At 35.7% G+C, this 24,073-nt stretch carries 16 protein-coding genes and 3 tRNA genes; 9 read left to right on the top strand and 10 right to left on the bottom strand.

Annotated features, from left to right (window positions below; genetic code table 11):
- Nucleotides 1–9: 9 nt before the first annotated feature.
- The 4 genes from rsmA to H6850_03740 all read right to left on the bottom strand — a co-directional run bounded on the left by rsmA (nt 10) and on the right by H6850_03740 (nt 3,562).
- The gene (gene rsmA, locus H6850_03755; GenBank protein USO02197.1) at nt 10–822 is read right to left on the bottom strand and encodes a ribosomal RNA small subunit methyltransferase A; all 813 of its coding nucleotides are present in this window, start codon (nt 820–822) and stop codon (nt 10–12) included.
- Nucleotides 806–1,681, bottom strand: coding sequence for a hypothetical protein (locus H6850_03750; protein USO02196.1), 876 nt, complete (start codon nt 1,679–1,681; stop codon nt 806–808). Before H6850_03750 ends, rsmA begins: the two co-directional genes overlap by 17 nt.
- Before the next feature lie 112 nt (nt 1,682–1,793).
- On the bottom strand, nt 1,794–3,458 hold the full coding sequence (locus H6850_03745) for an ABC transporter ATP-binding protein (GenBank protein USO02195.1): 1,665 nt from the start codon (nt 3,456–3,458) through the stop codon (nt 1,794–1,796).
- Between the two features lie 28 nt (nt 3,459–3,486).
- Nucleotides 3,487–3,562, bottom strand: a tRNA-Ala gene (locus H6850_03740).
- Between the two features lie 251 nt (nt 3,563–3,813).
- On the opposite strand from H6850_03740, the gene H6850_03735 reads away from it, so the two are divergent.
- Nucleotides 3,814–4,494, top strand: a complete 681-nt coding sequence (locus H6850_03735; GenBank protein USO02194.1) for a hypothetical protein — start codon at nt 3,814–3,816, stop codon at nt 4,492–4,494.
- Between the two features lies 1 nt (nt 4,495).
- Nucleotides 4,496–5,977: a hypothetical protein gene (locus H6850_03730; protein USO02193.1), complete on the top strand. Its 1,482-nt coding sequence runs from the start codon at nt 4,496–4,498 to the stop codon at nt 5,975–5,977.
- On the opposite strand, the gene H6850_03725 is transcribed toward H6850_03730, so the two are convergent.
- From H6850_03725 to H6850_03700, 6 genes are all read right to left on the bottom strand, one after another.
- The gene (locus H6850_03725; GenBank protein ID USO02192.1) at nt 5,961–6,695 is read right to left on the bottom strand and encodes a hypothetical protein; all 735 of its coding nucleotides are present in this window, start codon (nt 6,693–6,695) and stop codon (nt 5,961–5,963) included. The two genes, H6850_03730 and H6850_03725, sit on opposite strands and share 17 nt — an antisense overlap.
- A gap of 106 nt (nt 6,696–6,801) precedes the next feature.
- Nucleotides 6,802–6,877, bottom strand: a tRNA-Lys gene (locus H6850_03720).
- Between the two features lie 162 nt (nt 6,878–7,039).
- On the bottom strand, nt 7,040–9,487 hold the full coding sequence (locus H6850_03715; protein USO02191.1) for a hypothetical protein: 2,448 nt from the start codon (nt 9,485–9,487) through the stop codon (nt 7,040–7,042).
- Between the two features lie 11 nt (nt 9,488–9,498).
- Nucleotides 9,499–12,921, bottom strand: a complete 3,423-nt coding sequence (locus tag H6850_03710; GenBank protein ID USO02190.1) for a hypothetical protein — start codon at nt 12,919–12,921, stop codon at nt 9,499–9,501.
- Nucleotides 12,922–13,004: 83 nt separating this feature from the next.
- The gene (ruvX, locus tag H6850_03705; protein USO02189.1) at nt 13,005–13,475 is read right to left on the bottom strand and encodes a Holliday junction resolvase RuvX; all 471 of its coding nucleotides are present in this window, start codon (nt 13,473–13,475) and stop codon (nt 13,005–13,007) included.
- A complete protein-coding gene (locus tag H6850_03700; protein ID USO02188.1) occupies nt 13,465–14,151 on the bottom strand; it encodes an amino acid ABC transporter substrate-binding protein in 687 nt (228 codons plus the stop codon). The genes ruvX and H6850_03700 overlap by 11 nt, the downstream gene beginning before the upstream one ends.
- 71 nt (nt 14,152–14,222) lie before the next feature.
- On the opposite strand from H6850_03700, the gene H6850_03695 reads away from it, so the two are divergent.
- From H6850_03695 to dnaE, 7 genes are all read left to right on the top strand, one after another.
- Nucleotides 14,223–15,923 carry a hypothetical protein gene (locus H6850_03695; protein USO02187.1) on the top strand — a complete coding sequence of 567 codons (1,701 nt, stop codon included), beginning with the start codon at nt 14,223–14,225 and terminating at the stop codon, nt 15,921–15,923.
- Complete coding sequence (glmS, locus tag H6850_03690; protein USO02186.1) at nt 15,911–17,659, top strand: glutamine--fructose-6-phosphate transaminase (isomerizing); 1,749 nt, start codon at nt 15,911–15,913, stop codon at nt 17,657–17,659. The genes H6850_03695 and glmS overlap by 13 nt, the downstream gene beginning before the upstream one ends.
- Nucleotides 17,660–18,031, top strand: a complete 372-nt coding sequence (locus H6850_03685; protein USO02185.1) for a hypothetical protein — start codon at nt 17,660–17,662, stop codon at nt 18,029–18,031.
- A 90-nt stretch (nt 18,032–18,121) separates the two neighbouring features.
- Nucleotides 18,122–19,015, top strand: coding sequence for an SPFH/Band 7/PHB domain protein (locus tag H6850_03680; protein ID USO02184.1), 894 nt, complete (start codon nt 18,122–18,124; stop codon nt 19,013–19,015).
- Between the two features lie 65 nt (nt 19,016–19,080).
- Complete coding sequence (locus tag H6850_03675; protein USO02183.1) at nt 19,081–20,544, top strand: hypothetical protein; 1,464 nt, start codon at nt 19,081–19,083, stop codon at nt 20,542–20,544.
- Between the two features lie 31 nt (nt 20,545–20,575).
- A tRNA-Thr gene (locus tag H6850_03670) sits at nt 20,576–20,650 on the top strand.
- A gap of 74 nt (nt 20,651–20,724) precedes the next feature.
- Nucleotides 20,725–23,928, top strand: coding sequence for a DNA polymerase III subunit alpha (gene dnaE, locus H6850_03665; protein USO02182.1), 3,204 nt, complete (start codon nt 20,725–20,727; stop codon nt 23,926–23,928).
- Nucleotides 23,929–24,073 lie beyond the last annotated feature (145 nt).

Genomic DNA, 24,073 nt, shown 5'->3' with positions numbered 1-24,073 from the left:
AGTTGTTTTTTAAATTAATTTTAAAAAGTCTTCAACCATTAAATTCTCTACCCTACTTTGTGGATCTATGCCGCAGGATTTTAGTAACTCTGGAGATAAACTTTGCCTTAAGACTTTACGCCTTCTAGAAAACAAAAGATTTGTTAATTCTGATAATTTATCTAAATCAGCTGTCACATTTTTCTTTGGTGTAAAAACCACAACAGCAGAATCAACCTTGGGTGGTGGTATAAAAATTGATGGCGGGAATACTTGCGCAATTTTACAGTCAAAACATGTTTGTGCAATGATCGACAATTTTCCAAAATCTTTGGTTGAGGGTTTTGCAACAATCCTTTGCGCAACTTCTTTTTGAAACATGAGCGTCATATCTTTGATGAGATGGCGAATATAGCAGAATTTGATTAAGATAGCGGTTGAAATGTTATAAGGAAGATTAGCAATGACTTTAATACGTGCACCATCATCCTGAGACAAAGTCAAAAGATCCTTCGCTACGTTCAGAATGACGGAGGGTAAATCAACTGATAAAACATCAGCTTCACGAATATCTACGTCTAGCCAAGATTTAACAGCTTCTACACATCTCGGATCTTTTTCGATAATCGTGAATGTTTTGGGTTTTTGTAATAAAATACGCTCTGATAAACTGCCAACACCTGAGCCAATTTCCAAAACATGCTCACCCTCTATAGGGCCTGCCAGTTTTACAATTTTGTCTAAAATATTCTTATCTAAAATAAAATTTTGACCAAGTTTTTTTGAAAATCCCTTGTTTTGAAGAAGATCAAATTTTCTCAGAAGATTACTTATTTTTTCCATCTTCAATCTTAAGTTTTTTTGCGACCTGCTTTACAAAACTATCGCCACATTTCTTTGTAACAACCTCTTCAAACAGTTTATGTTTTGCCTGCTCTTTGCTTATTCCTGGTTTCATTTTGTATCCATCTGTTACATAAATCACAAGTGTCACATCATCAAATACATCGCATACTACAGGCTTTTTTGCATGATACGACTCTTCAACCGTTGATTTAATTACAGGTTGTGTAATAGCCTCTAATGGCACATCTTCCAGAGGTTGAACGGGGTAATTGTTTGCAATTTTCAGAAATTCATCTTTATTTTTTGCGCCTAACATCCCATTAATTTGAATTTCATCAATAAACGCATTTCCACCTTTTTTGACTTGCGCAATATATCCTGTGATAAAAAGAGAAGGCTCGCCTTTCATTGAGGCATTGATTTTTTTCATAAACTCATCCACTGCTGCATCGCTAGGTGCAAACCCTTGAAAGTTCATGCCTACATATCGATACCATCTCAAGGTATCAATAAGAAATTCCTGAAACGTTGCAAATGAAACGTTATTTTCTTCAAGCGCTTTTCTGAAATCTTCCTCAGATACATTGAATTCAATTAATTGAATTTGAAAATAATTCCGAAACTCCTCTTCCGAAACGTTGAGAAATGACCAGGGTGCGTTATTTTTTATCACATATTCGAAAAACATTTTTTTATAAAAATATAGGTCAGGATTTCCTTTATCCGGTATTGGCATCTTAACCTGCTCAAGAGCCTTATACAACTTTTTAATCCGATTAATATCATGATTGCTGACAACCTGACCATTTATCACTAAAGCTTTTTCAATAACCTGCGCAAAAAGAAATGGAAACATATTTTTACTCCTTCACCGTATTATAGGATAAAAAATGGGAGAAAAAAGATTGCGGTCATCTAAATGGATCACCGCGTCGCTCCACTCCTCGTGATGACGAGATTGCGTAAATCTATGCATAGCGCTTTACTGTCTCCTTATTATATTCTAGTAAAATAAGTTTTCTGTATAAATTATTTTCATTATACAATTTCTCATGCGTATCAAATCCAACAATGCGACCACCATGCATCATCAAAACACGATCTGCCATTTCAATATGTGCCAACTTATGCGTCACCATAATAGTTGTTTTATTTTTTAATAAAAACCTAAGATTATTATTAATCAAATCTTCAGAGTAAGAATCAATGCCGCTTGTTGCTTCATCTAAAAGCAATACAGGAGAATCCTTCAAAAGCCCTCTGCATAATGCGATAGCCTGTTTTTGCCCTATAGAAAGACCTGCACCTTTTGAACCCACTGCTGTTCTGAGCCCCTTAGGAAGTTGCCAATGCTCCTCTGGCATAACCATAGACAACAAATCTTCCACGTCAGTATCTGAAGCTGCTGGATTTCCGTATAAAATATTTTCAAATACAGATGCAGAAAATAGCTCTGGCTCTTGATCAACCAACGTAATTTGATCACGCAGATCCATTTCATCTAGATCATTAATATTTAAACCATCTAGGTAGATGCTGCCTTTATTATTTGGCTGATAAAATCTCATAATAAGATTCAAAAGTGTTGTTTTTCCTGCCCCTGATGGTCCTACCAACGCAATGCACTCGCCTGGATAAATTGAAAAATTGATATCATGTAATACCATCTGATGTGCAGTAGAGGAATAAGCAAAAGAAACATTATGCACAGCAAGCAAACCTTGTGCAGGGTATTGAAGCAACCTTTTATATTCTTTTTTATCCTCTTTAACCTCTAAATCAAAGGAGTTATATAAAATCACCATTTGATTAAAATCTGGCGCTACTTTTCCTAATGCAAGAATTGTAATCACGCTTAAACTAAAAAGATACCCGCACACACAGAGTGTTTTGATATCCAAAAAACGTATCACATCCAAGCTAATGAATATAATACCACTTAAAATAAGCGCCACGCCTAAAAAGTAAAACAAAAATAGCAAAGTTATCGTATGAGAAGCTTTTAAACTTCTTTTCGATACCTTTTCTAAATATTGATCAATGATTAGCTCATCTATCTTTTGATGGTTTAAGGCTTGAACTGTCTTTAATTGCGATAATGTCTCAAATACATAATCTTTGAGCGTGTGAAGCCTAGCTTGTGTTTTTTTAAAAATATGCGCGGCGCTCTTTGCATTATAGAGACTGGATAACAATAAGCCAGGCAAAACCATCACCATCAAAAAGAAGGGTTCTCGGGTTAGATATGCTATTAAAGTCGTCGTAACAATTAATCCAGAGCTATAGGTTAAAAACATAGGAATAACACGCTCGAAACCTTCTTTAAAGCACTGAACAGAAGTGACAATTTCTGCTGAGGAGTGAGCGGCGCTTTTGTTGTTAAAAGTTAGTGCATTTTGCGCAAGCCTTTTATGAAAAAGAATCGTTCTTATTTTATTGGCCATACCTTCTGCAATCCGTGAAACAACACTGCTTTGGATATACATTGTTGTGCAGAAGAAAAATAACAACGTAAAAACATTTTTATAAGTTAATAAAGACGGATCGGCAGCAAAAAATACTGGAGAAATAACAATTGAAACATTCAGCAAAGTTGAAAAAACCAGCAATGTAAAAAAACCTTTGTTAAACATAACGTCCTTTTTAAATAGAATAGAAAAATGGTGGAGCTAAGGGGATTCGAACCCCTGACCTTTGCAATGCCATTGCAACGCTCTACCAACTGAGCTATAGCCCCTTTTATTACTCTGTTTATCTTACACGATTTTTATTTAATAGAGCAATGCTTTGTAAGTGTCATCACGAACCTTGCGCAGCAAGGTGTGGTGATCTATAAATACAAACACCTGGATCGCCACGTCGCTAAACTCTTCGTGATGACATGGTATTATTCAGAATGACGTTTACACCAGTTTTTCATCGAAAAAAAGCTTGAGATATTTTTATTATTGTGGTTACATTTAATCGTAATTCAGAAAGTTATTCGCAATGTTTTTCCTCTTTCTAAATACCAAAACAAACCCATATTTAGGTGGAGCTTTAGGATTAACAAAAATTACACGAAGTGCATCGCAAAAAAAAGAGGAGGATGACCCTCCAATGGCAAATGTTAAAATAGCCTCATCTTCGAAAAACTCTCTTATTGGTTCAGGATGCGCTGGAATATCTTATATAAATGAAGAATTTATTTTTGATATACAGGCGTTTGGAGGGGTTCATATCTTCAGCAAATGCAAAAACGAGGATTTTTTACATCGCGGCTTTGTGGGTGTTGAAGGATCTTGCTTATATCGTTTTGAGCCATGGTTGGCAGTTGGTTTATTGATAGGTTTAGAGGGGGATTTTTTTAAATCTTCAAGCTATGATTTTCATATAGGAAGCAACACAAAAAGAAAGGGAAATTTGAAAACGATAGAGCCTCAAAATGAACCGCATTTAAATTATATCGGAGGTGTTAAAATTAATTTAAAACACAACAAAAAAGTAGCACTATATTTTAAATATCAATACGTTTTTAGCAGAAAAAAAACTGCATTGCCAACACACTTTAAAGACCTCTCCTTCAGCGGACCAAGATTTATAAACTCCACATCAGCACCCTTTGATATAGAAACAAACTACACATGTCAGCGCGTACTTTTAGGTTTTGAATACATCATTGGAGATTAATATGTTATTTTTTATTTTAAATGCTTCTGATAGTATCCCAGCTGCGCAACTTAGATGGGGTAAATCTATTGTTGAAGGCTTAAGAAGGAATGATAGAACTATAATAGAAATGATAGAAAGACACTACCCATTTTTAACAGGAAATAAATCTATAATCACAGCAGAAGAATGGTGTCTTATTATTGAAGCTGCTGAGTTTAATCCATCTACACAATCAGAAGAATGGACAAAAGAGCAGAAAAACCAATTAGCTCCAACTACTTCTAAATTTTCAGAAGCACTTAACTCGCAAGTGAAAAGAATGCGCACAAAACGAAAAATCAAAACAGCAAACGATTACATAAAAGCCTATGAAAAATACACTCAACAAAAAACAAGTCAATCATTGGTAAAATTCATACGCAGTCATTGGAGATCAGATCACTTAAAAAAACACCCAAACGCTATCACACCATTTGATTTAGCGTTTATAAAAGACAACAAATCAGTTTTTTTAACAGAGCTAACAGAACTAAAAGAAGATATAAAACAACCTTCAACACTTGAAGCGCGCCATTTATATATATACAACTTAGAAACCAATCTCTTAGATTTAATAAATCTATATATGATGTTCCGCGAATTCATCACAGAAAAAAACATTATATTAACACCTGTGGAGCACGCTCTTCTGCAAGAAATGGAAGGCAATATCAAAACAAAATTAGAGCTATATGAAAAAACTAAAGAAACGGAAGAACAGAAGCCCAGTGAAATAGTTTATCTTCAGGAAGAGGTTCCTGAAAAACCTGAAACGCTTATTGTGTTTCTTCATGGCTTAGGAAGAGATGGGAGGTTTTGGAATTATTACATGAAGGATCTAGGCCTAAACAAAAACAAAAAGACCTTATGCGTTGCGCTAACAGCGCCAGAAATATTCTATTTTGGTGCTGAACATGGGCGCCAATGGGTCGATTTAGAATCGGTTACGCTAGACGATGAGCAGCATTTAGAAAAAATTCGAGAAAGAGTAAGAACGCAGGCAAGACCTTATATACTAAAAAAAGTAAAGGATTTGCATGACACGCACAACAAAAAAGGCACACTGAAAAAAATACTGTTTGTTGGTTTTTCTCAAGGTGGTATTGTAGGGCTTGATGCCATCACACACACTTCAGAACTTAAGGACCCAACAATTGAGAAAAAAATCCAAGGCGGGACTTTTATTGCTGGAGCTTACAGTAAAAGTGACACAGATAAAGGGGATGCAACAGGCAAGCATTTTCTCTTAATTCATGATGAAAATGACTCTTGGGTCCCATTCAAATATAGACAACTTGCCAAAGGCGCTTTAGAGGCGTTTGGAGCAACGCCATCCGATATTCAAGAAGAAGATGGTGCACCACATCATAAACTGTATACGCAAAATGAAAAAGGAGAAACGGCAATTGACTTGATTCGAGAATGGCTAAAAAACACATTCAGCATTAACCCATCTCCTTAATTTTAAAATCATATTGCAGTCCAATATAACAACGTGTTTTTTCAAACGACATATACGAAAAACCAAGCTCCTTAAGTCTATCGCCATATTTTGTAGGAATAATATTGGTTGAAACAAAGGTCTTGTGAAATCCGAGATTCATACTCCAGCGCTTATTCAAATGCGTTTTCATTTCCAAGCCCAAACGCAACCCGCCATCAGGAATATCAAAGCGATCTTCATGCTCTGGAGTAAGTGGCGAGCGCATCACAAAATTTCCATGTGCGCCCAGTTCAAGCCCTGCAAGAGCTATAATAGCTGTAGACGGAGCAAGATAATATCCAAACTTACCCACTAAGCCGCCAACGATAATATTGTTTGCATTTAAACTAATGACACCCTTGCCTAGCCTACGCTCCGCGCTTGTCCCAAGCTCAAACTCCAAATTATATGGCTCAATAGACGCAGATCCCTCTACACCTATAAAGAGATTATCTTTTTTCCAGCGATATCCCAAATAAAGCGTGCCATACAATACATCTCTAAAACCAACAACAATACAATCATTCCATAATTTTCTATAAGGAACTTTTGGATCAGGCTTGTTTTTGAAAAGCCCTTCAAACATCTTAAACCCATCTTCTGTAAATTCAAGATCCAGATAACGCGAGCCTTTTCCTACATTGACGCCTACATACCAGCTCCGTTCCATAGAGGCTGTTAAAAAAAATGAAATCACAAAGCGTGCTTATGTAATGTATCTCTTCATCATCATAAATTTATGGAAAAAAGTCAAGATTTCGTATTAGAAGATCCTTCGCTACGCTCAGGATGACAACATTGAATGGTAGGCCCAGAAGGATTCGAACCTTCGACCCCTTGATTAAAAGTCAAGTGCTCTACCGACTGAGCTATAGGCCCCCATACACGATATATTACCGGAGTATCGCACTATAAGTCAATATTAAAAGATTGCAGTGATCTGCCGTCATGGCGAGATCCTCGAAAGAAAATCGGGGCCGTCCATGTTTGTTGGATCACCACGCCTTGCTACGCAAGACTCGTGATGACAAAACTATATTTTTAAACATGATATGCAATGTTATTAAACTCAAAAATAATTTGAATCTTCACACTCGCCTCCCCTGTTTGCCCCTTCAGGTTGGTCACAGTATAACTAAATTCATCCTCACAAAACTTATTATCAATAAGATTTTGCGGATCATAGCTCATAATTGTGTCATGCAATGCAACACTTCCAGCAGCTTTACGCTTATCAATTTCATATGTAAATGAGGCGTTATCATTTAACACAAAATCTGCTAAATCTTTTTGAATCAACAACCCACCTTTACAACAAGGATCCACTTTAAGTGCAACACAAATATCTTTTACATCAGGAATACAAAGAATTTTTAACGCTACACTTAATGCAGTCGGAATATCTGCTCGATTAAGTTTAGTTAAACGAATATATCCTTCTATTTGCTCTGCATTAAATAATTGAATCACACCATTTGCTTGCATAATTTTTAAAGCTTCACCAATAATTATTCCTACAGCTTCCGGCCCATCTGTTGCAGGTATTTCAGCTATAATTGCCTCAAAATCTAAGGTAGAATCTAGACTTATAATCAAACCGATAAGCTGTCCAATCTCAGCAAAATCTGTAAGTTTTAGTAAAGCTTTGATTTCTTCAAATGTATGCCCTAATTTCAATAAAATTTGCACCTTTTGCTCAAGTGTAAATCCTGATTCTTCAAGAACTTTCACAATCTCCTCAATTGTTGCACTTCCGTCAAACACCACATATATGCCGTCAAACAATAGCAAATTCGCTGTATCAAGAATAATACCAGATGTTAAGAGTGTCATAACAAACACGCCATCCGCTAATCCAAGACCTGAAAGATTAACAGACCATGTGCCATCATTTCCTAAAATAGCTCCTATTGTTGGATTGATCGAAACGGTTAACGTTAAATCAAAAGGTGTGATTGCTCCTCCAATTTCTCCCCTCGATACAGACGTTGCAAATGCTCCGGATATTTTCATCAAAGAGATAATTTCCGCATTTGAAGCGCCAATATTTCTTAAAATATCTATAAGGGCATTTGATTGAATTTTAGGTGTAATCGCCACGAGAAGATTAAATAATTCTTGTAAAGATAATAACCCTTGAAATGCTGTTGCGATATTTTGTGCTGAAATGCCTAAATCAATGAGAATACTTACAATTGTTTGATTTGAAACATTTACACCCATTAAACTTTGCACAATAGTTTTCACACTAAAATTCAATCCTAATAATATTTCTGCAATATTTTTAGATGTCCCGCCAATCAGCGAGAGCAGGCTTGTAATTTCAGAAGCACTTTGCCCATATGTTTGTAAAATCATTGCAATGGAATTTAATTTATCTGGCCCATCTGCAATAAATTGATTTAAGGTTTTTACAATTACCTCAAAGACATTCAAATCATTCAAAAGTGTAGTTGTGTTATTGATATTCAAAATTGCATTGGCTATTTGATCATTAGTAGGCGCAGGCATGTTCATGGCATTAAAAATTTGAAGCAGCAAATTTGTTTTAACGATTAGAGAATCCGATGGATTAGAGCAGAGCTCAAACATTGTTAATGTGATTTCATCTATGGGAAATGTATTACCTTGCAATATATTTATAGTTTGAGGAACAGTTGCGCTTAAAAATGTCTTCATAACCTCTGCAATTGTTTCAGACGTTTCAAACCCTAATGCTTCGAAAGCATCTTTAAAAACATCAAGCATATTTTTAAGGTCTAAATCTTCCCATAAAAGTTGCAAAATAGCCTTTTTACGATCTTCTCCCGAGAATCCAGGCCATAAAATTGGATTGTCTAATAAAGTCACAAGAAGTGGAATGTCTCCTATTAATAAAGGCAGCAACTCCTTACCAATATCTGTTGTTGAAAGAATTTGCTCTAAAAGCTCTCTGTTCCTTAAAAAAGTTGGTATATCATCTAAAGTGAATCCAATCTCTCTTAATGCAAGTGCAAGCTGACCTAATCCTTGAATGTTTTTTAATAGCACTAACCGCACAAGAGCAACACCAATTGAAATTCTATTTTCTTCTGATAAGGGCAGTCCTCCAAATAATCCTACTAAGCCTTGCGCAACTGCAATTAAAGCGCGTGGCACATCACCATATACAAAATATATTGCTTCAGCTACTTTTAAAAGCCTATCTGCTTCTGAGAGATTTGCATACTCCGGCTCCTGCGGCACTCCTGCATAAAACGCTTCTGCGTACAAAACCGGATCAAATCTTAGAGGTGATTCAAGCTCATCTTGTGCAAAAAATTCTTTGGCAAACTCTATTTTGTTGCCTGGAATAAGATTCGAGAAAACGACTCTTAAAAAATCAACTAAAATGTGACAAGGAACTAGTTTATTTTGTATTTTGTAATTCATTTTTTTTGTTTCAAGAACATCTGAAACATTTGTACCCTGTTCAAGCGGGGTATTGGTTGGAATTAAATTACATGCCATTCTTACTCTCCTTAAGATACTTGAATTTCACTGATCGTTTTCTCGGAATTACCATAATGCGCTGTTAATCGAATCATGGGAAACCCCCCGCTATTAAGTGGTAAAATCCCTAAACACTCTCCCGGCAAAATAAGCGTATACTTAGTTCCATCAATACCACCTAATGCGTTTGCTAGAGGCGCGCAAATATTTTCATCTAAAAAGGTTACAGAATTAGGTGCGCAGTTAAAAGTAAGATCTAATTCTATTATGTTCACGTTTGTTATAGGATTGATTGTAAATCCAAATTCACACACGCTGAATCCACGCTCAAATGTAGAAATATTTCCTGCTTGATCTTGCGCTGTGAGACGGAGTGTGTAACCACCAAATGCTAACTGTTGATTCATAGGAATAAGCAGCTCCCACATACCTTGAACAGTGTCTAACATAACCAAATCATTAGAAGTATATGTAACGCTTGTGTTACCTATAATCTCCACAGTTAATATATGTGTTTGCGCACTATCAAATTTACCTTGAATTAAAGGTGTTTGATTAATAACAACAAAATTCGTCGAACCATCAACGCTTGTAACAGTTGGTGCAACTGGTGGGGTCAAGATAATGGTAAAGTTAAAAAACACATCCGTTTGAGACATATTTTTAGCTTTATCCACCGCTATAAGCTTTAACTTATAAACGCCCGCTATTAAACTATTTAACTCAATTACCCACTTCCCTGTTGCATTTGAGATAGTTTGCGCAATTTGCACATTACCATTCAATAATGTAACAGTGGTTTTTGGATCTGTGATACCTGTCAAGGTTATGGAATCTGAATTTGTAAATCCTTCATTAGAAACTTTATTGTTATTTCCATCAACTACCTGCGTAATCATTGGAACAATGGGTGGTTGAGTATCTACGGTCAACCTAAACGTATAAGATAAAACAATTCCATTAGAATCCACTGCAAAAATCTCAATGAGATTCACTCCTTCTTGAAGAAGTAAATCAACTGAAAATGTTCCGTCAATGTTTACGACCGCTTCTTTTCCATTCACAGTCACAATACTTAGCGGATCATCCACTACACCTTCTAAAGTAATTTCAGATTTATTGATTGTAGACCCAGGCACAACTGAAGTTACTTCAATGCCTTGCGCGGTCAAATCAATCAAAAGGAAATAAGGGAATGTTGTGGTTATGCCATTCTTTGTAATAAAGAAAGTAGCAACATGCTTGCCTTCGATGAGTGGATCCGTAATAAATACAAAACAATTGTCATTATCTGTATCAACAGTTTCTCTGTCACCATCATCAATTTGGATCTCTAGCGTTGCCCCAACCTCTATGCATCCTCTTAAAATTACACTTGCTTGATTAAAAGGAAATGGCACAGCCTCAAAATCAAAATCAGGTAAATTAGGATCAATTAGGATTGTTGCTTCACACTCAGCCGTGTTAAACACTCTATCTGTCGCCCGCACAGTTGCTGTATATGTGCCTGTGGAGAGCTGCATACCATTTTTTGCAAAATCAACTGAGTAAACACTGTTGGATAAATCTACCGTTCCTTCAGTTAATGCAAAAGTTTCTGAAAACCCCTCTCCTGTCACTTGAATACGGATATCACTCAAACTCTCCTCTTCACCTTCTTCCAAAAAGCCAAATATTATCGGTTGAGGACTGTTGATCTGCAGTGAAAAGCAATTGATCACAGGCGGCTCTAGATCTAAAAACGCTTGAAGATCTGTCACTTTTCCATAGTTACAATCTGAATCTACCATATCAACTGCAAAGTTTAATACACTATTACCTTTTGGATCTTCCGTCAAAACAATCATTGAATTATTTGCAATAAGATCTTTACAAAAAACAACTTTATTATCGCTATAACTCAAAAGAGATACACGTGTAGGTGGCTTATGATTTTTTAACATACCGTTTAACTCAATCAATCCGTTCACGCGCGTAACAAGCGTTGGTGGAAAAATAATATCAACTGTTTGCAATTCTTGCAGCGTCCATTGACATTCATCAAATAACAGATGTGCACATGAAAAATCTGTGAAATCCACTGCATCCCATGGACTTTCTCCTGTTTTGCCCTGCCAGCTCGCATTCTCAAACGCTCTATTCATAATATCGCGCGATAATTCCCCTTCATTTGTGCCAATGAATCTGATGGAATCAACTGATTGAAATGCTGTATTTTCAAGATCACCTTGAGATTTAAACGCCTCTTGATAACATTCACTTGTAATACTCATACCGCCATTTAAGGTTAAGCAAGTTAGATTTTGCCATGCATTATTATTGTTTTTTGCAAAAGATCTAAAGGAATTAAGGATCAATTTTACGTTTGGCATCAATAAGGTTTTTACATTACACCACGCTGTATTGCTCCCGTACAAAACACGTGATTCAAATGCCCGACTTCCTATAAAGTGCACATCGTTTAAATGTAAGGTATCTAGCTCTAACCATGGCTCAGCTTTTGGAACATTTTCTTCCACAAAAAATGCTGCATGACCAATATGCGCCTCTCCTAAAATATTGCGTATAGATATTTCATTTAAGTTTAAGGGAAGCTTGAATCCATTTCTTATTGGCTCAACATTTCCAAACTTTTGGTTCTCATTATCAATAAAACCAAATACAGAATCGCCAATATAAATATCTCCAATATAACAGAAAAAATCGAATTTTTTCACATCACGCCATTTTACAAGCCCTGAGTAAAAATGCAGCGCTTCTGTTAATTTATAAGCTGGATAGCTTGTTTCTACATTTAAGACAGGATAATGACAATTAATGATTTCGGTTTCATTAAAATAATACGCAATCTTTTGGAATTTTGTGCAAGGTGTTAAATGACAAGTAGAAAAAATGTCATTGCTATTCATAATTGGCGCATCATATACAAAATTCTTCGGTTGATTTAGAGCTGAGATAGGATCATGTGCAATTTTCTTTTGTGTAAAAAATTTAAACCATGTGATTTTAGATTTATCTTTTCGGCTAATTTGATGTGAGTTTAATAACTCCGTTAGCATTTCATAAAATGTTTGCTTTAAAAGCAAATCTCTATTCATTCTGAAATAAGCAAAAAAAATACTTGTATGCACAAAAACTGTTTTTTTGTGCGTAGTTTGCAAAATGTAACACACTTCATCTAAAAACAAGATGTCATTAATTAAATTTTCAGCCTTATGATCTTCTAAAACATAATGCTGAGGCGCAATTAAAATAAAAGTTGAAATATCTAGGTCTTTTAATTCAGTCGCTAAAGCTGCAGCTGTATTTTGTGCTGGAGAAATTGTTCGAGAGATTAACTCCCCGCCAATCAAAAGCTGAATGGCCTTTTGGGGTGTGATATAAAACGCACCTACGTTGTCTTTTAAAACGTTAAATCCTTCACTTTTGAGATGCTCAAAGACCAAAGACATAATAATACAATTATATTATTTATGACTCATTATAACATTATTTATTTTTATTGTAATATATTATTTTAAAATAATAGAAAAAATCAGAAATTACTCTTTGAAGTAACGCTATCCAAAAATCCTTGCAAAATATAACACGCTGCTACACTATCGATTTTTCCTTTTCGCTGTGCACGCGATCTTTGGTCTGCAATCATATGTTTTTCTGCCATCATGCTCGTCATACGCTCATCAAATCGCATAATAGGGATACCAACATGATGCGATAATTTTTGACAAAATTGATGGACTTTCTGAGACAAAACCCCATAATCCCCACTCATATGACGTGGATCTCCAATAATAATAGCTTTTACTCCCTCTCGCTCGACCAACTCCTTGAGATATGAAAATATCGACACTTTTTTCACATCTGCAATAGGCAGGGCGCGTGTTACAGTCCAAGATAAATCTGAAACAGCTAACCCTATACAACGTTCTCCATAATCAATGCCTAATAATCGACCATTTTGCTCTTTAATTTTAACTAAATCAGATGCAGTGCTATAAATCATTCTTGATAATCGTGTCTAATTCACCTACAAGCTCTTTTAAATCTTTGCGCACTGCGATTGCAAAATAAGAATCTTGATTATATTTCTTAGGCAGCGTAAAGAAATCTAAATTTGGATATTTTTCTTTAAACTTTATACATTGTTCCTTTCCAATAATCACAACATCTATTCTGCCAATCTTTAAATCCTCAACCATTTGAAAATTATTGTTGTAAAACCTGTGCATTTTAAAATGTTTTTCCACAATTGCTTGTTGCGTTACACCTAATGTAGCCGCAACTTTTGTTTGATCCGTAATATCCTGAACGGTTTTAAATAGTTTTTTATCTGTGTTAAATAATATGCAATTCTCTTCACCATAGTAAGGTCTCGTGAACAGAACTTTCTCTCGGCGTTCTTTTGTTGGAGATACGCCAGATATGGCTACATCAATCTTTTTTGCCAATAAAGCTGGGATCAAAGCGCTAAAATCCATTTCTTTAAATATAATTTTTCTTCCTAACTTTTCTCCAACTTTTTCCATCATATCAATATCATGACCCCTGAGCTCGCCTTCAACTTTCATAGCGAATGGAGGAAAATCAGGCGAAACCCCTACCCTAAGAGTATTTTGCTTATCTCCCCCACCGCAGGCTGTTAATATACACAGCGCCGCAAGAAAAAATTTTTTAATCATAAATCTGTTGAAAAGCCTTTTTTTTATTATACATACATCTATATAATGTATACATATGTCAACAAAATGACGTGCTTCAAAAGCTTCTTGCATACTTATCTACAAAACATAATCGAAAAATCCATACCCTGCTCCTCTCACATAGCAAAGACACAAAGCATTATTGGAGTATAGGTCATCATGAAATTCCTGCAAAAGATCTTTTAAGGTTTTATCAAGACAAACCTGAAGCGTGGGATTTATACGCAACAACAGATAAAACTTTTGAAATTACGCATCTCCATTTATCTAATGAGTATAAACTTCTCATTGTTATGCAACCTTCTTCAGATTTAGATTTCGCACCCGCATTCCACGAACTTAAAACTTACGCAACTCTAGAGTTTAAAATTGATATTTTGGATGATTTGATGGATACATCAAAGAGAATTTTACGTAACTTTATTTTTGATAAGTACTTATTTGACTTATTTTTACAAGACGATTTTTTTCTTTTGGATAATGGGCAAAACTTTTATTCCCACACATCTTTCATTCCAGAAGCTGAGTTAAATAGTGCAAAAGTTAGGGATTTCTTTGGAATTCCTGAACAGCACTCTGATACATTTTCTGCCGAAGCTTTGATTGCGGAGAAAAAATTTAAAATTGAATCATCCAAATTTATGGAAATTGTTGATGCGGACAACACATATTGCGTTACAGCTTATATAATCACACCACTTACAGTGAAAGAAAATTCTATCTTTGAAAATTATCGCTTTCTAAATCAAATCTCTCTGCCAATCGCAATTTTTGATCCAAAATCTCGTATTCAATTTAAAAACAAAGCATGGATTGAGTTTTTTGAAGATGATGCTGTTTTGAATTTTATTAAACCTATCAACGCAAAATGCTTCAAAGATCGAGAAAAAATTTATGATGAGTCTATTGTTAAAGGGCATTTCATTAAGTGGTATTTTGATCCTATTCTTGTCTCCAAATCCCCCTACACCCTCGTAACAGCTATAGATTCTACACATAACAAAAAAGAAAAAATTGATACCTTAAAAACTGTTGAACGCCTTAAACAATCGAACCAAGACCTTGAGCGCTTCGCACATATCTGCGGACATGACCTGAAAGAACCACTTAGAACTATTTCAAGTTTTTCACAGCTGTTAAAAATGCGTCGCAAAGACTTAGATGAAACATCGCAAAATTATCTAGATCTTATTATTAAAAACGCACATTATATGAAAAATTTAATTGAAGATCTTTTGCGTTATTCTGAGTTTGAGTTGCATTCACAAAATGCACAAGAAATTTCAACGCATGAAATCTTGCAAGATGTATTTCATATCTTATCTTCAAAAATAAAGGAAAAACGCGCTATCATAAAGGTCCAAGACAATCTGCCTGAGACAATTTTCTGCAATAAAACACAAATTATGCAGCTATTCCAAAATCTTATAGGAAATGGGTTGAAATTTAATAATAAGAAAGTGCCTATTATTAATATTGGATATATTTATAATGAAAACGTAGATCGATTCTTTATTAAAGACAATGGCATGGGCATTCATAAGGACTATATTCATGAATTATTTTCTATGTTTAAGCGTTTGCATAATAAAAACGACTTTCAAGGATCAGGCATTGGTCTTGCAATGTGCAAGAAAATCATCGAGAATCATAATGGCAAGATATGGATAGAGTCTGAGCTATCTCAAGGCACAACTGTCTATTTTGAATTTCCAAAACACACAAGGGGGCGATATAAATGTGCGGGATAATCGGATTTGCAAACAGACATAAATCTATCAAAATTCAAGAAATTATCCGTCTGCTAAAATTTTTAGAGTACAGAGGGTACGACTCATCTGGCATTGGATTTATTAATGAAGAAAAACATCTTGAAACAATCAGAGCCACAGGTCCAATTCAAAGTCTTTCTTCAAAAATACAAAAAATCCAAAAAGAAACAAACTTTGCTATTGCGCATACGCGCTGGGCAACACATGGCGGTATTTCAGAGCTTAACGCCCATCCACACAGTCTTGAGTGTGTATCTGTTGTACATAATGGCATTGTTGAAAACTACCAAGATATTAAACGACAACTCATAGAAGAAGGTGCTGAATTTAAAACAGAAACAGATACAGAGGTTATCACACAACTTATCTACTCTCTTCTAAAACAAGATATCGCCCCTTTGGACATCGTTAAGAATTTACATAAAACACTAAAAGGCGCTTATGCGCTTGTCATTTTATTTTCTGATGGACGTTTAATTGCCACACGAAACCAAAGTCCACTTATTTTTGCAGGATCCGATGAAGAAGTCTGGGTGGCATCAGATATTATGCCTCTCACAGACAAACCAATTGCATATCTTCAAAACTTTGAAATCTTAGAATATCATGAAAAGCTTACGCTTTACGATAAAGACGGAATCAAGATAGAACCTCAATTCTCCACTATATCTGCTGACATGATTAAGCCCACAAAAGGTAAATACGAGCATTTCATGCTTAAAGAAATTTACGAACAGCCAAGTGTGCTCAAAAAGTTAGAAACTTACTTAAAAAATACAGAGATTGATATCCAAAAACCCAATCGTATTTTGATTGTTGGATGCGGCTCATCTTATCATGCGGGACTTTTAGGTAAGCAATTTATTGAATCTATTGCCGATATATTTGTGTGCGTTGAGATTGCATCTGAGTTCCAACATAGCAACATGCCACTTAAAGATTTTGATTTATGTATTTTTATCTCTCAATCTGGCGAAACATTTGATATTCTAGCATCTTATGAAATTATCAAAAAACATAATATAAAAACAATTGGTATTATCAATGTCTTACATAGCACGCTAGCAAGATGTGTTGATCTTATTATCCCCTTATGTGCAGGGCCTGAAATTGGTGTTGCATCTACAAAAGCATTCTCCGCACAAGTAGCTATCTTGTATTATCTTGCGAATCTTTTTCATAAGAAAAAAGATGTGCCGAGTTTTTCAAGCTTTCTCAAAGCTGGGCTTTCATGCGCACACACAGTTGAGCAGTTTTCTTTAAATTTAATTCATTTCAAAAACATTTTCTTTATTGGGCGGCATTTGCAATTTCCTCTCTCTTTAGAAGCAGCTTTAAAGCTAAAAGAAATTTCTTATTTAAATGCGCAAGCTTATGCAGGTGGTGAGTTGAAACATGGACCTCTGGCGCTTATTGATACAGACAGCCTTGTAGTTGCCTTAGTGCCAAAAGGTGATATTTACGCTCAAACATATTCTAATGTGCAAGAAACTCTCGCACGCGGCGCGCACGTGCTTATCATCACAGATAATGAAGACGTTATTGTTGAACATGAAAATGCTCATGTTCTGATTGTCCCGCATATTCCTGATGAAAATTTAATGGCATTTTCTTTTATTCCGGCGATTCAATTACTCGCTTACTACAGCGCCTTAAAATTAGGGTGTTCGATTGACAAACCAAGGAATTTGGCTAAATCAGTGACGGTGGCGTAAATGTTTATGTTGTTTTGCTGCACTCGATTTCTTGTACCATCATTAGTATCCAGAGCTCTGCCTACAATTCCGACTTTAGTTTCAGCAGTTCGACCATTTTCTGAGGATGACAGAATGCAAGCCTTGAGAGACATGCATGCAAAACTCTTAAGAGATATTCGAAACACAGAAGAGGCTTGTAATTTAATCATTAACCTTTACCCCGATAAAACAACCTGTGAAAACATAAGCAATCAAGAGCGTCTACTTTTCGATCAAATCATATATTTTATAAAAAATGGGAAAATGCCAACTACATCAACACAAACACACTATAAAGATGGGAAAAGACTTTCAGAATTGCAATTAGGAAAATCAAAGCAGAAAAAATAACCTTGCTCTTTGTAGGGTAAAAACTTAACAAGTCTGTTTATTTTCGCAGAATTTTTGTAAACTGCATTAAATGGCTCTGGAAAATAACTTATGAACTTTATATTTGTTGTAATTGGGTTTATCTTTATCTGTGTATCATTGTCTCTAAAGATTGTATCTCAAGGATACAACTATACCATTGAGCGATTTGGTAAATTTAATCGCATTTTACACCCAGGTATTCATTTTATTGTTCCGGTTGTTGAGCGCGTTGGGGCAAAAGTGAATATGATGGAAAATTATTTAGATCTTCCAGGGCAAAACGTTTTTTCTATGGATAATGCTGCAGTACATGTAGATGGAATTATCTTTTATAGAGTGATTGATGCTTACAAGTCTGTCTATAACGTCACAGATCTTGATAGTTCTGTTACTTTATTAACCATGACAAATATCAGAACGGTAATGGGAGCGCTAAATCTAGATGAGTTATTGTCTCATCGCGATCAAATTAACGCTAAACTCAAAGCTGTAATTGATGAAGCGGCACAACCTTGGGGTATTATTATCACACGTGTGGAGATTAAAGATATTCAGCCACCACAAAATCTCTTAGAGGCAATGGGCCGTCAAATGAAAGCAGAACGTGATAAAAGAGCAAAAATCCTTGAAGCAGAGGGTATACGCGAATCCGAAATTCAAAAAGCTGAAGGTTTCAAACGAGCAGAAATTTTACAAGCTGAAGCATCTAAAGAAGCAAAATTACTAGAAGCAGAAGCTAAAGAACGTCTAGCACAAGCTGAAGCATTTGCGACAAAAACTGTGTCGGATGCTATCTCTAAGGGCAAACCTCAAGCATTACAGTATTTCATTGCTAAAGAGTATGTCCTAGCTTTTGCAAAAATGGCTGAAGCTGAGAACCAAAAAACAATCATTGTGCCATATGAGTCTTCTCAGTTGATGGGATCTATTGCAAGCATCAAAGAGCTTTTAAAACAGGAATAACCCTTGAAATTTTATCACGTAGGGTCTACGCTCATCTAGTAAAAGCTACTATTAAATAAAATCGAATGATATCTTTATTTTTGATCTTACACACATCTCAACCCCTTGATGTAATTCAAATGGAACTTTCTCGAGATGAATTTGTAATTCCTCATTATTACGTGATTTCTCTTGCTGATGGATGGGGAGATTTTTATCACGGTGTCGATATGATTTATCACTTAAAACATACCTTAGCTCCAAACTTATTTCAAAAATGTAAATTTTTCTTTGTGGGCAAATATGATGATTATGGAGAAACAGAAATAATTGATCGAATGAAAGTGAGAGCCTCAATATTTAAAGACAGATTAGTAAACTCAAAATTAAAAGAATTTTTTGCAGAAATTGAAAGTCAAATTTTGTTCGATACTGTCAGTGAGCAAATCCCCATTCATCAAAGTGTTTCTCATCTTGTGTCCCACAATGGCCCTTATAATTCTGATGCATTTGATGTATTTCACAGAGAAATAGGCGCAAGCACTATATGTTCTAAAGTGGGTATAAAATCTTCTTTCGGACAAGTGCCGCATTTATTGGCAAGAGATTTAGGTTTTTCCGATTCGAGCCTTGGAACTTTAAATCAAGGGATATTTTTAGATACCCCCTCCCTCCAAGAGCAAGAGGTAACAATTGACCTTGTAGAGGATATATGGAAGCAAAAAATCTTCTCATCAAAAAATATTTTAGAAATTAAAAAAATGTTATTAAATATAGCCTTTATATTCGCTGCCACTTCATATGGTTTTGACGAAAGCTTTATAAAGCACTTAATTAATGTTTTAAAAGGCTCAGAAGCTTTTAAAAATAAGAGAATTATTTTATTTATTAAAGATCCTAGCATTACCAGCGAAAGTCATGAAGAAGACACTGAAATTACAATAATAAAAACAAATGCTTATATAAACCAAACTACTTGGGAAAACCTTCAACGCCTCTCTACAGCAATGGTTTGTGCAGGAGATAAAGCCTTTGAAGAGGCATTTGCATTAGAAAAATATATATTTCCAGTGTATCACACTCCCGCAAAATCTAAATTTACAACCTTCCCTCCTATGATTAGTCAAGAGAGTTTTTTTGAAGGGTTAATATCAAGAGCGCGATTTGAAGATGATAAAAAAGCAATTTGTAAATACAGAGATCAGTTTGAAAAAGCCGTTCAAAATTTTCAAAGCTTTGCCCAGCAAAAAGGCTTTACAGCCGCTCCTGAAATCGCTCAGGATATTGGACGAATCCACAATGTCACCCAGCGGCACTTGGATTTCTGGAAAGAAGTTGTATGCCCTTTTGTAAAACAAAATTGCGACTATGGTAAAAAAGTTGCAAAATTTCATATTCAAAGCGATCTACTTAAAAGATACGCTGAGACAAAAAACTTAAAATACTTAAAACTCTTAAGAGAGACGACAACCGAAGAAGAATATGAAAATACTCGCACGTCAAAGGGTTTTAACTTATGCGACTTACCTGGGTGGAATGCTCTTTTATAGATTAAACCTAATTGTGCTATCATAAGGTGAGGCCACCGTGGCTCAGTGGTAGAGCACATCCTTGGTAAGGATGGGGTCGTGAGTTCGATTCTCATCGGTGGCACCAGTTAATCTAAACGTCATCCTGAGCGAAACTACAGGAAGCTCCCTTAACTCTCAGGATGACGAAGGAAAGCGGGTATGACACAAAACATAAAAAAACAGTTTGTTCATTTAAATGTGCACACGCCCTACTCCCTGTGCGAAGGTGCAATTTCTATCCCTAAGATTGTCAAAACCTGTAAAAACAAAGGGATGCCTGCTGTTGCGCTTACAGATACACATAACCTTTTTGGCGCACTTGAGTTTTCTTTAGCATGTATGAAAGAAAATATCCAAGCTATCATTGGTTGCAAAATCTTCCTAGATCACGATCGCACACTTATATTGTTATGCACCTCAGAAACAGGTTATCAAAACTTGATGAAACTTGTATCTGACTCTTACTTATCCGAGGAATCTTATAAAATCATACCCGAAGATATCTTAAAAGAACATCACGAAGGATTGATTGCCATTGGCTGCCCTAAAACCATTTCATTAAAAGACACATTCGAAAATCGTTTCTATATAAGCATTTCCAGATATGGCAAAAATGCGGTCGATGAAGATGAGCGTGTTGATCTTGCGTATGAACACAATATCCCTCTTGTAGCGATCAATGAGGTATTTTTTGGAGCGCCTGAAGATTATGATGCGCACGACGCCTTACTATGTATTGGCGAAGGGCGATATTTGATAGAAGATGATAGACCCAGAGTTACACCGCATCATTATTTTAAATCTACTGATGAAATGGAACATGCATTTCAAGACATCCCGGAAGCTCTTGAGAATACAGTGATTATTGCGCAACGCTGTCAATTTTTGCTGAAATCAAATGAACCTATGTTACCACCTTACCAGACAGAAACATCGGAGGAAGAGTATCTTAAGAAGCAAGCATATGAAGGTTTAAAAAAGCGCTTAGAAGGCATGAGCGAAGAAGGTCAAACGCCATACTTTGAAAGATTGGAAACTGAGTTAGGTATTATCAACAAAATGGGTTTCCCTGGATACTTTCTGATTGTATCTGACTTTATTAAGTGGGCTAAGAGTCAAAATATCCCTGTTGGACCTGGTCGCGGCTCTGGAGCTGGATCTGTTGTGGCATGGGCACTAACAATTACAAACGTAGATCCCATCAAATATAACTTGCTCTTTGAGCGCTTCCTAAATCCTGAGCGCGTATCTTTGCCTGACTTCGATGTGGACTTTTGTCAATATCGGCGCGATGAAGTTATTGAGTATGTAAAAGACAAATATGGCACAGATAAAGTAGCACAAATATGCACCTTTGGATCATTGCAAGCAAAAGGTGTGTTAAGGGATGTTACGCGTGTTTTACAAATGTCTTATATACGCACTGATGAAATCTGCAAGATGATTCCGAACTTCACAACTTTAGAAGAAGCTTTGGAGCAAGATGAAAAACTCAAAGAGCGTGTTGAAGGGGATGAGCAACTTAAGCATATTTTCAAAATTGGCATGCAGCTTGAAGGTTTATATCGTCACGTATCCACACATGCTGCCGGCATTGTGATTGGTGGAAAAAGCCTTTCAAGTATTACCCCCCTCTATCAAGAAGAAGATACAACGATGCCAGCAACACAGTTCAGTATGAAATATGCTGAACTTGCAGGACTGGTAAAGTTTGACTTCTTAGGCCTTAAAACACTTACAGTTATTCAGCATTGTTGCGATAAGGTTGGTATTAATATTAATGATATTCCAATTGATGACCGCAAAACATTTGAGCTTCTTGCGCAACCACAAAAAGTTGGGGGAATATTCCAGCTGGAATCTCATGGTATGCGTGATGTACTGTCTAAATTAAAACCAGACCGCTTTGAGGACCTGATAGCACTTGTGGCCTTATATCGCCCAGGACCTATGGATGATATTCCAAATTATCTTGAGAGAAAACATGGAACACAAGAAATTACATACCTTCATCCTTCACTAGAGCCGATATTAAAAGAAACATATGGTGTCATGGTCTACCAAGAGCAAGTCATGCATATCGCGCAAAAACTTGCAAACTACTCTTTGGGAGAAGCGGATCTTTTGAGACGCGCAATGGGTAAAAAAATTCTCTCAGAAATGGAAAAACAAGAGAAGATCTTTATTGAGGGCGCTATAGCAAATGGAATTCCTGAGGATACAGCCACGCAAATATTTGCTTTGATGGCGAAATTCGCAAGTTATGGATTTAACAAGTCACACTCTGCGCCCTACGCTCTTATTGCGTATCAAACTGCTTATTTAAAAGCCAACTATCCGGAAGAGTTTATCGCATCTCTTATGACACTGGATGGTGATAATACAGATAAATTAAAGAGTCATTTCTCTGAATTTACAGCTTTTCAAATTGCATTAAAACCACCTTGTGTGAATAATTCATTTGACGAATTCACTGCGCAAGCAAAAAGTGTGCGCTATGGATTAAAAGCCATAAAAAATGTAGGAGAGGCATTTATTGAAAAAATCATCCATGAACGCTCTAAGAACGGTCCCTTTAAGAGTCTGGCGGACTTTTTAACACGTATTCCAAAGTCAGATCTCAATAAGAGACAATTTCAAAGTCTAGCCCTTTCAGGTGCATTTGATGTGTTGCATTCAAACAGAAAAGAGATTTTCGACAATGTTGAAAAGCTTTTGGGATGGGCAGATTCTGTGCAAGCGGATAAAAAATCTACCCAGCAAACACTTTTTAGTGATGAGATTACAACCCAGAACATAGAGTTCTTAAAAAATACAACCCCAGATTATACGCTTGAAGAACGCCTTGATAAAGAAGAGTCTGTTTTAGGCTTTTATTTAAGTGACCACCCATTATCACCTTATGAGCCTTTTTTAGATTACTTAGGACTATCTGATACACGGAAACTAGGTGTTGTAAAAAATGTGTTTGAACGCGTTTCTCAGAAGGGCAATAAATATGCTTTTGTTGAACTTTTGGCCTATAAGAAAACCTTTGAAGTCTTGGTATTCAAAGAAAAACTTGAGCTCTTCCGTCCACTTTTAAAAGAAAAAAATATCTTAATTGTTGATGTGCAAAAAAGTAAAGATACATTATTCGTAAATGATGTGATGCTTGCAAAAGATGAAATTGACCAACTACCATTTACAGTTGAAAGCTCTATTGATGAAATAAATGCTCTACTCCCTACAATTGAAAATGAGGGGCCAACTCATACAGAATTAACGACGCATTTTAAAAATAAAAAAATAAAACTTTCCATACCAAACACAAAAGTCCCCTTAAATCAAAGAACACCCCGAACAACCCCCACACAAGACTAATCTTCATCAAGAAAATCCCGAGAATCAGGCGAGTCAAGGACTTCAAAACAAAAAAATAATTTATTTTTTATATAAAAGCGCTATTTTTTTAAACAAAATCCTTACAATTTAGCCCATTTTGTAATATAATATTAGTAACGAAAAC

The organism is Alphaproteobacteria bacterium (genome assembly GCA_023898745.1).
Taxonomy (GTDB): Bacteria; Pseudomonadota; Alphaproteobacteria.
This window is presented reverse-complemented; position numbering and strand designations above follow the sequence as displayed.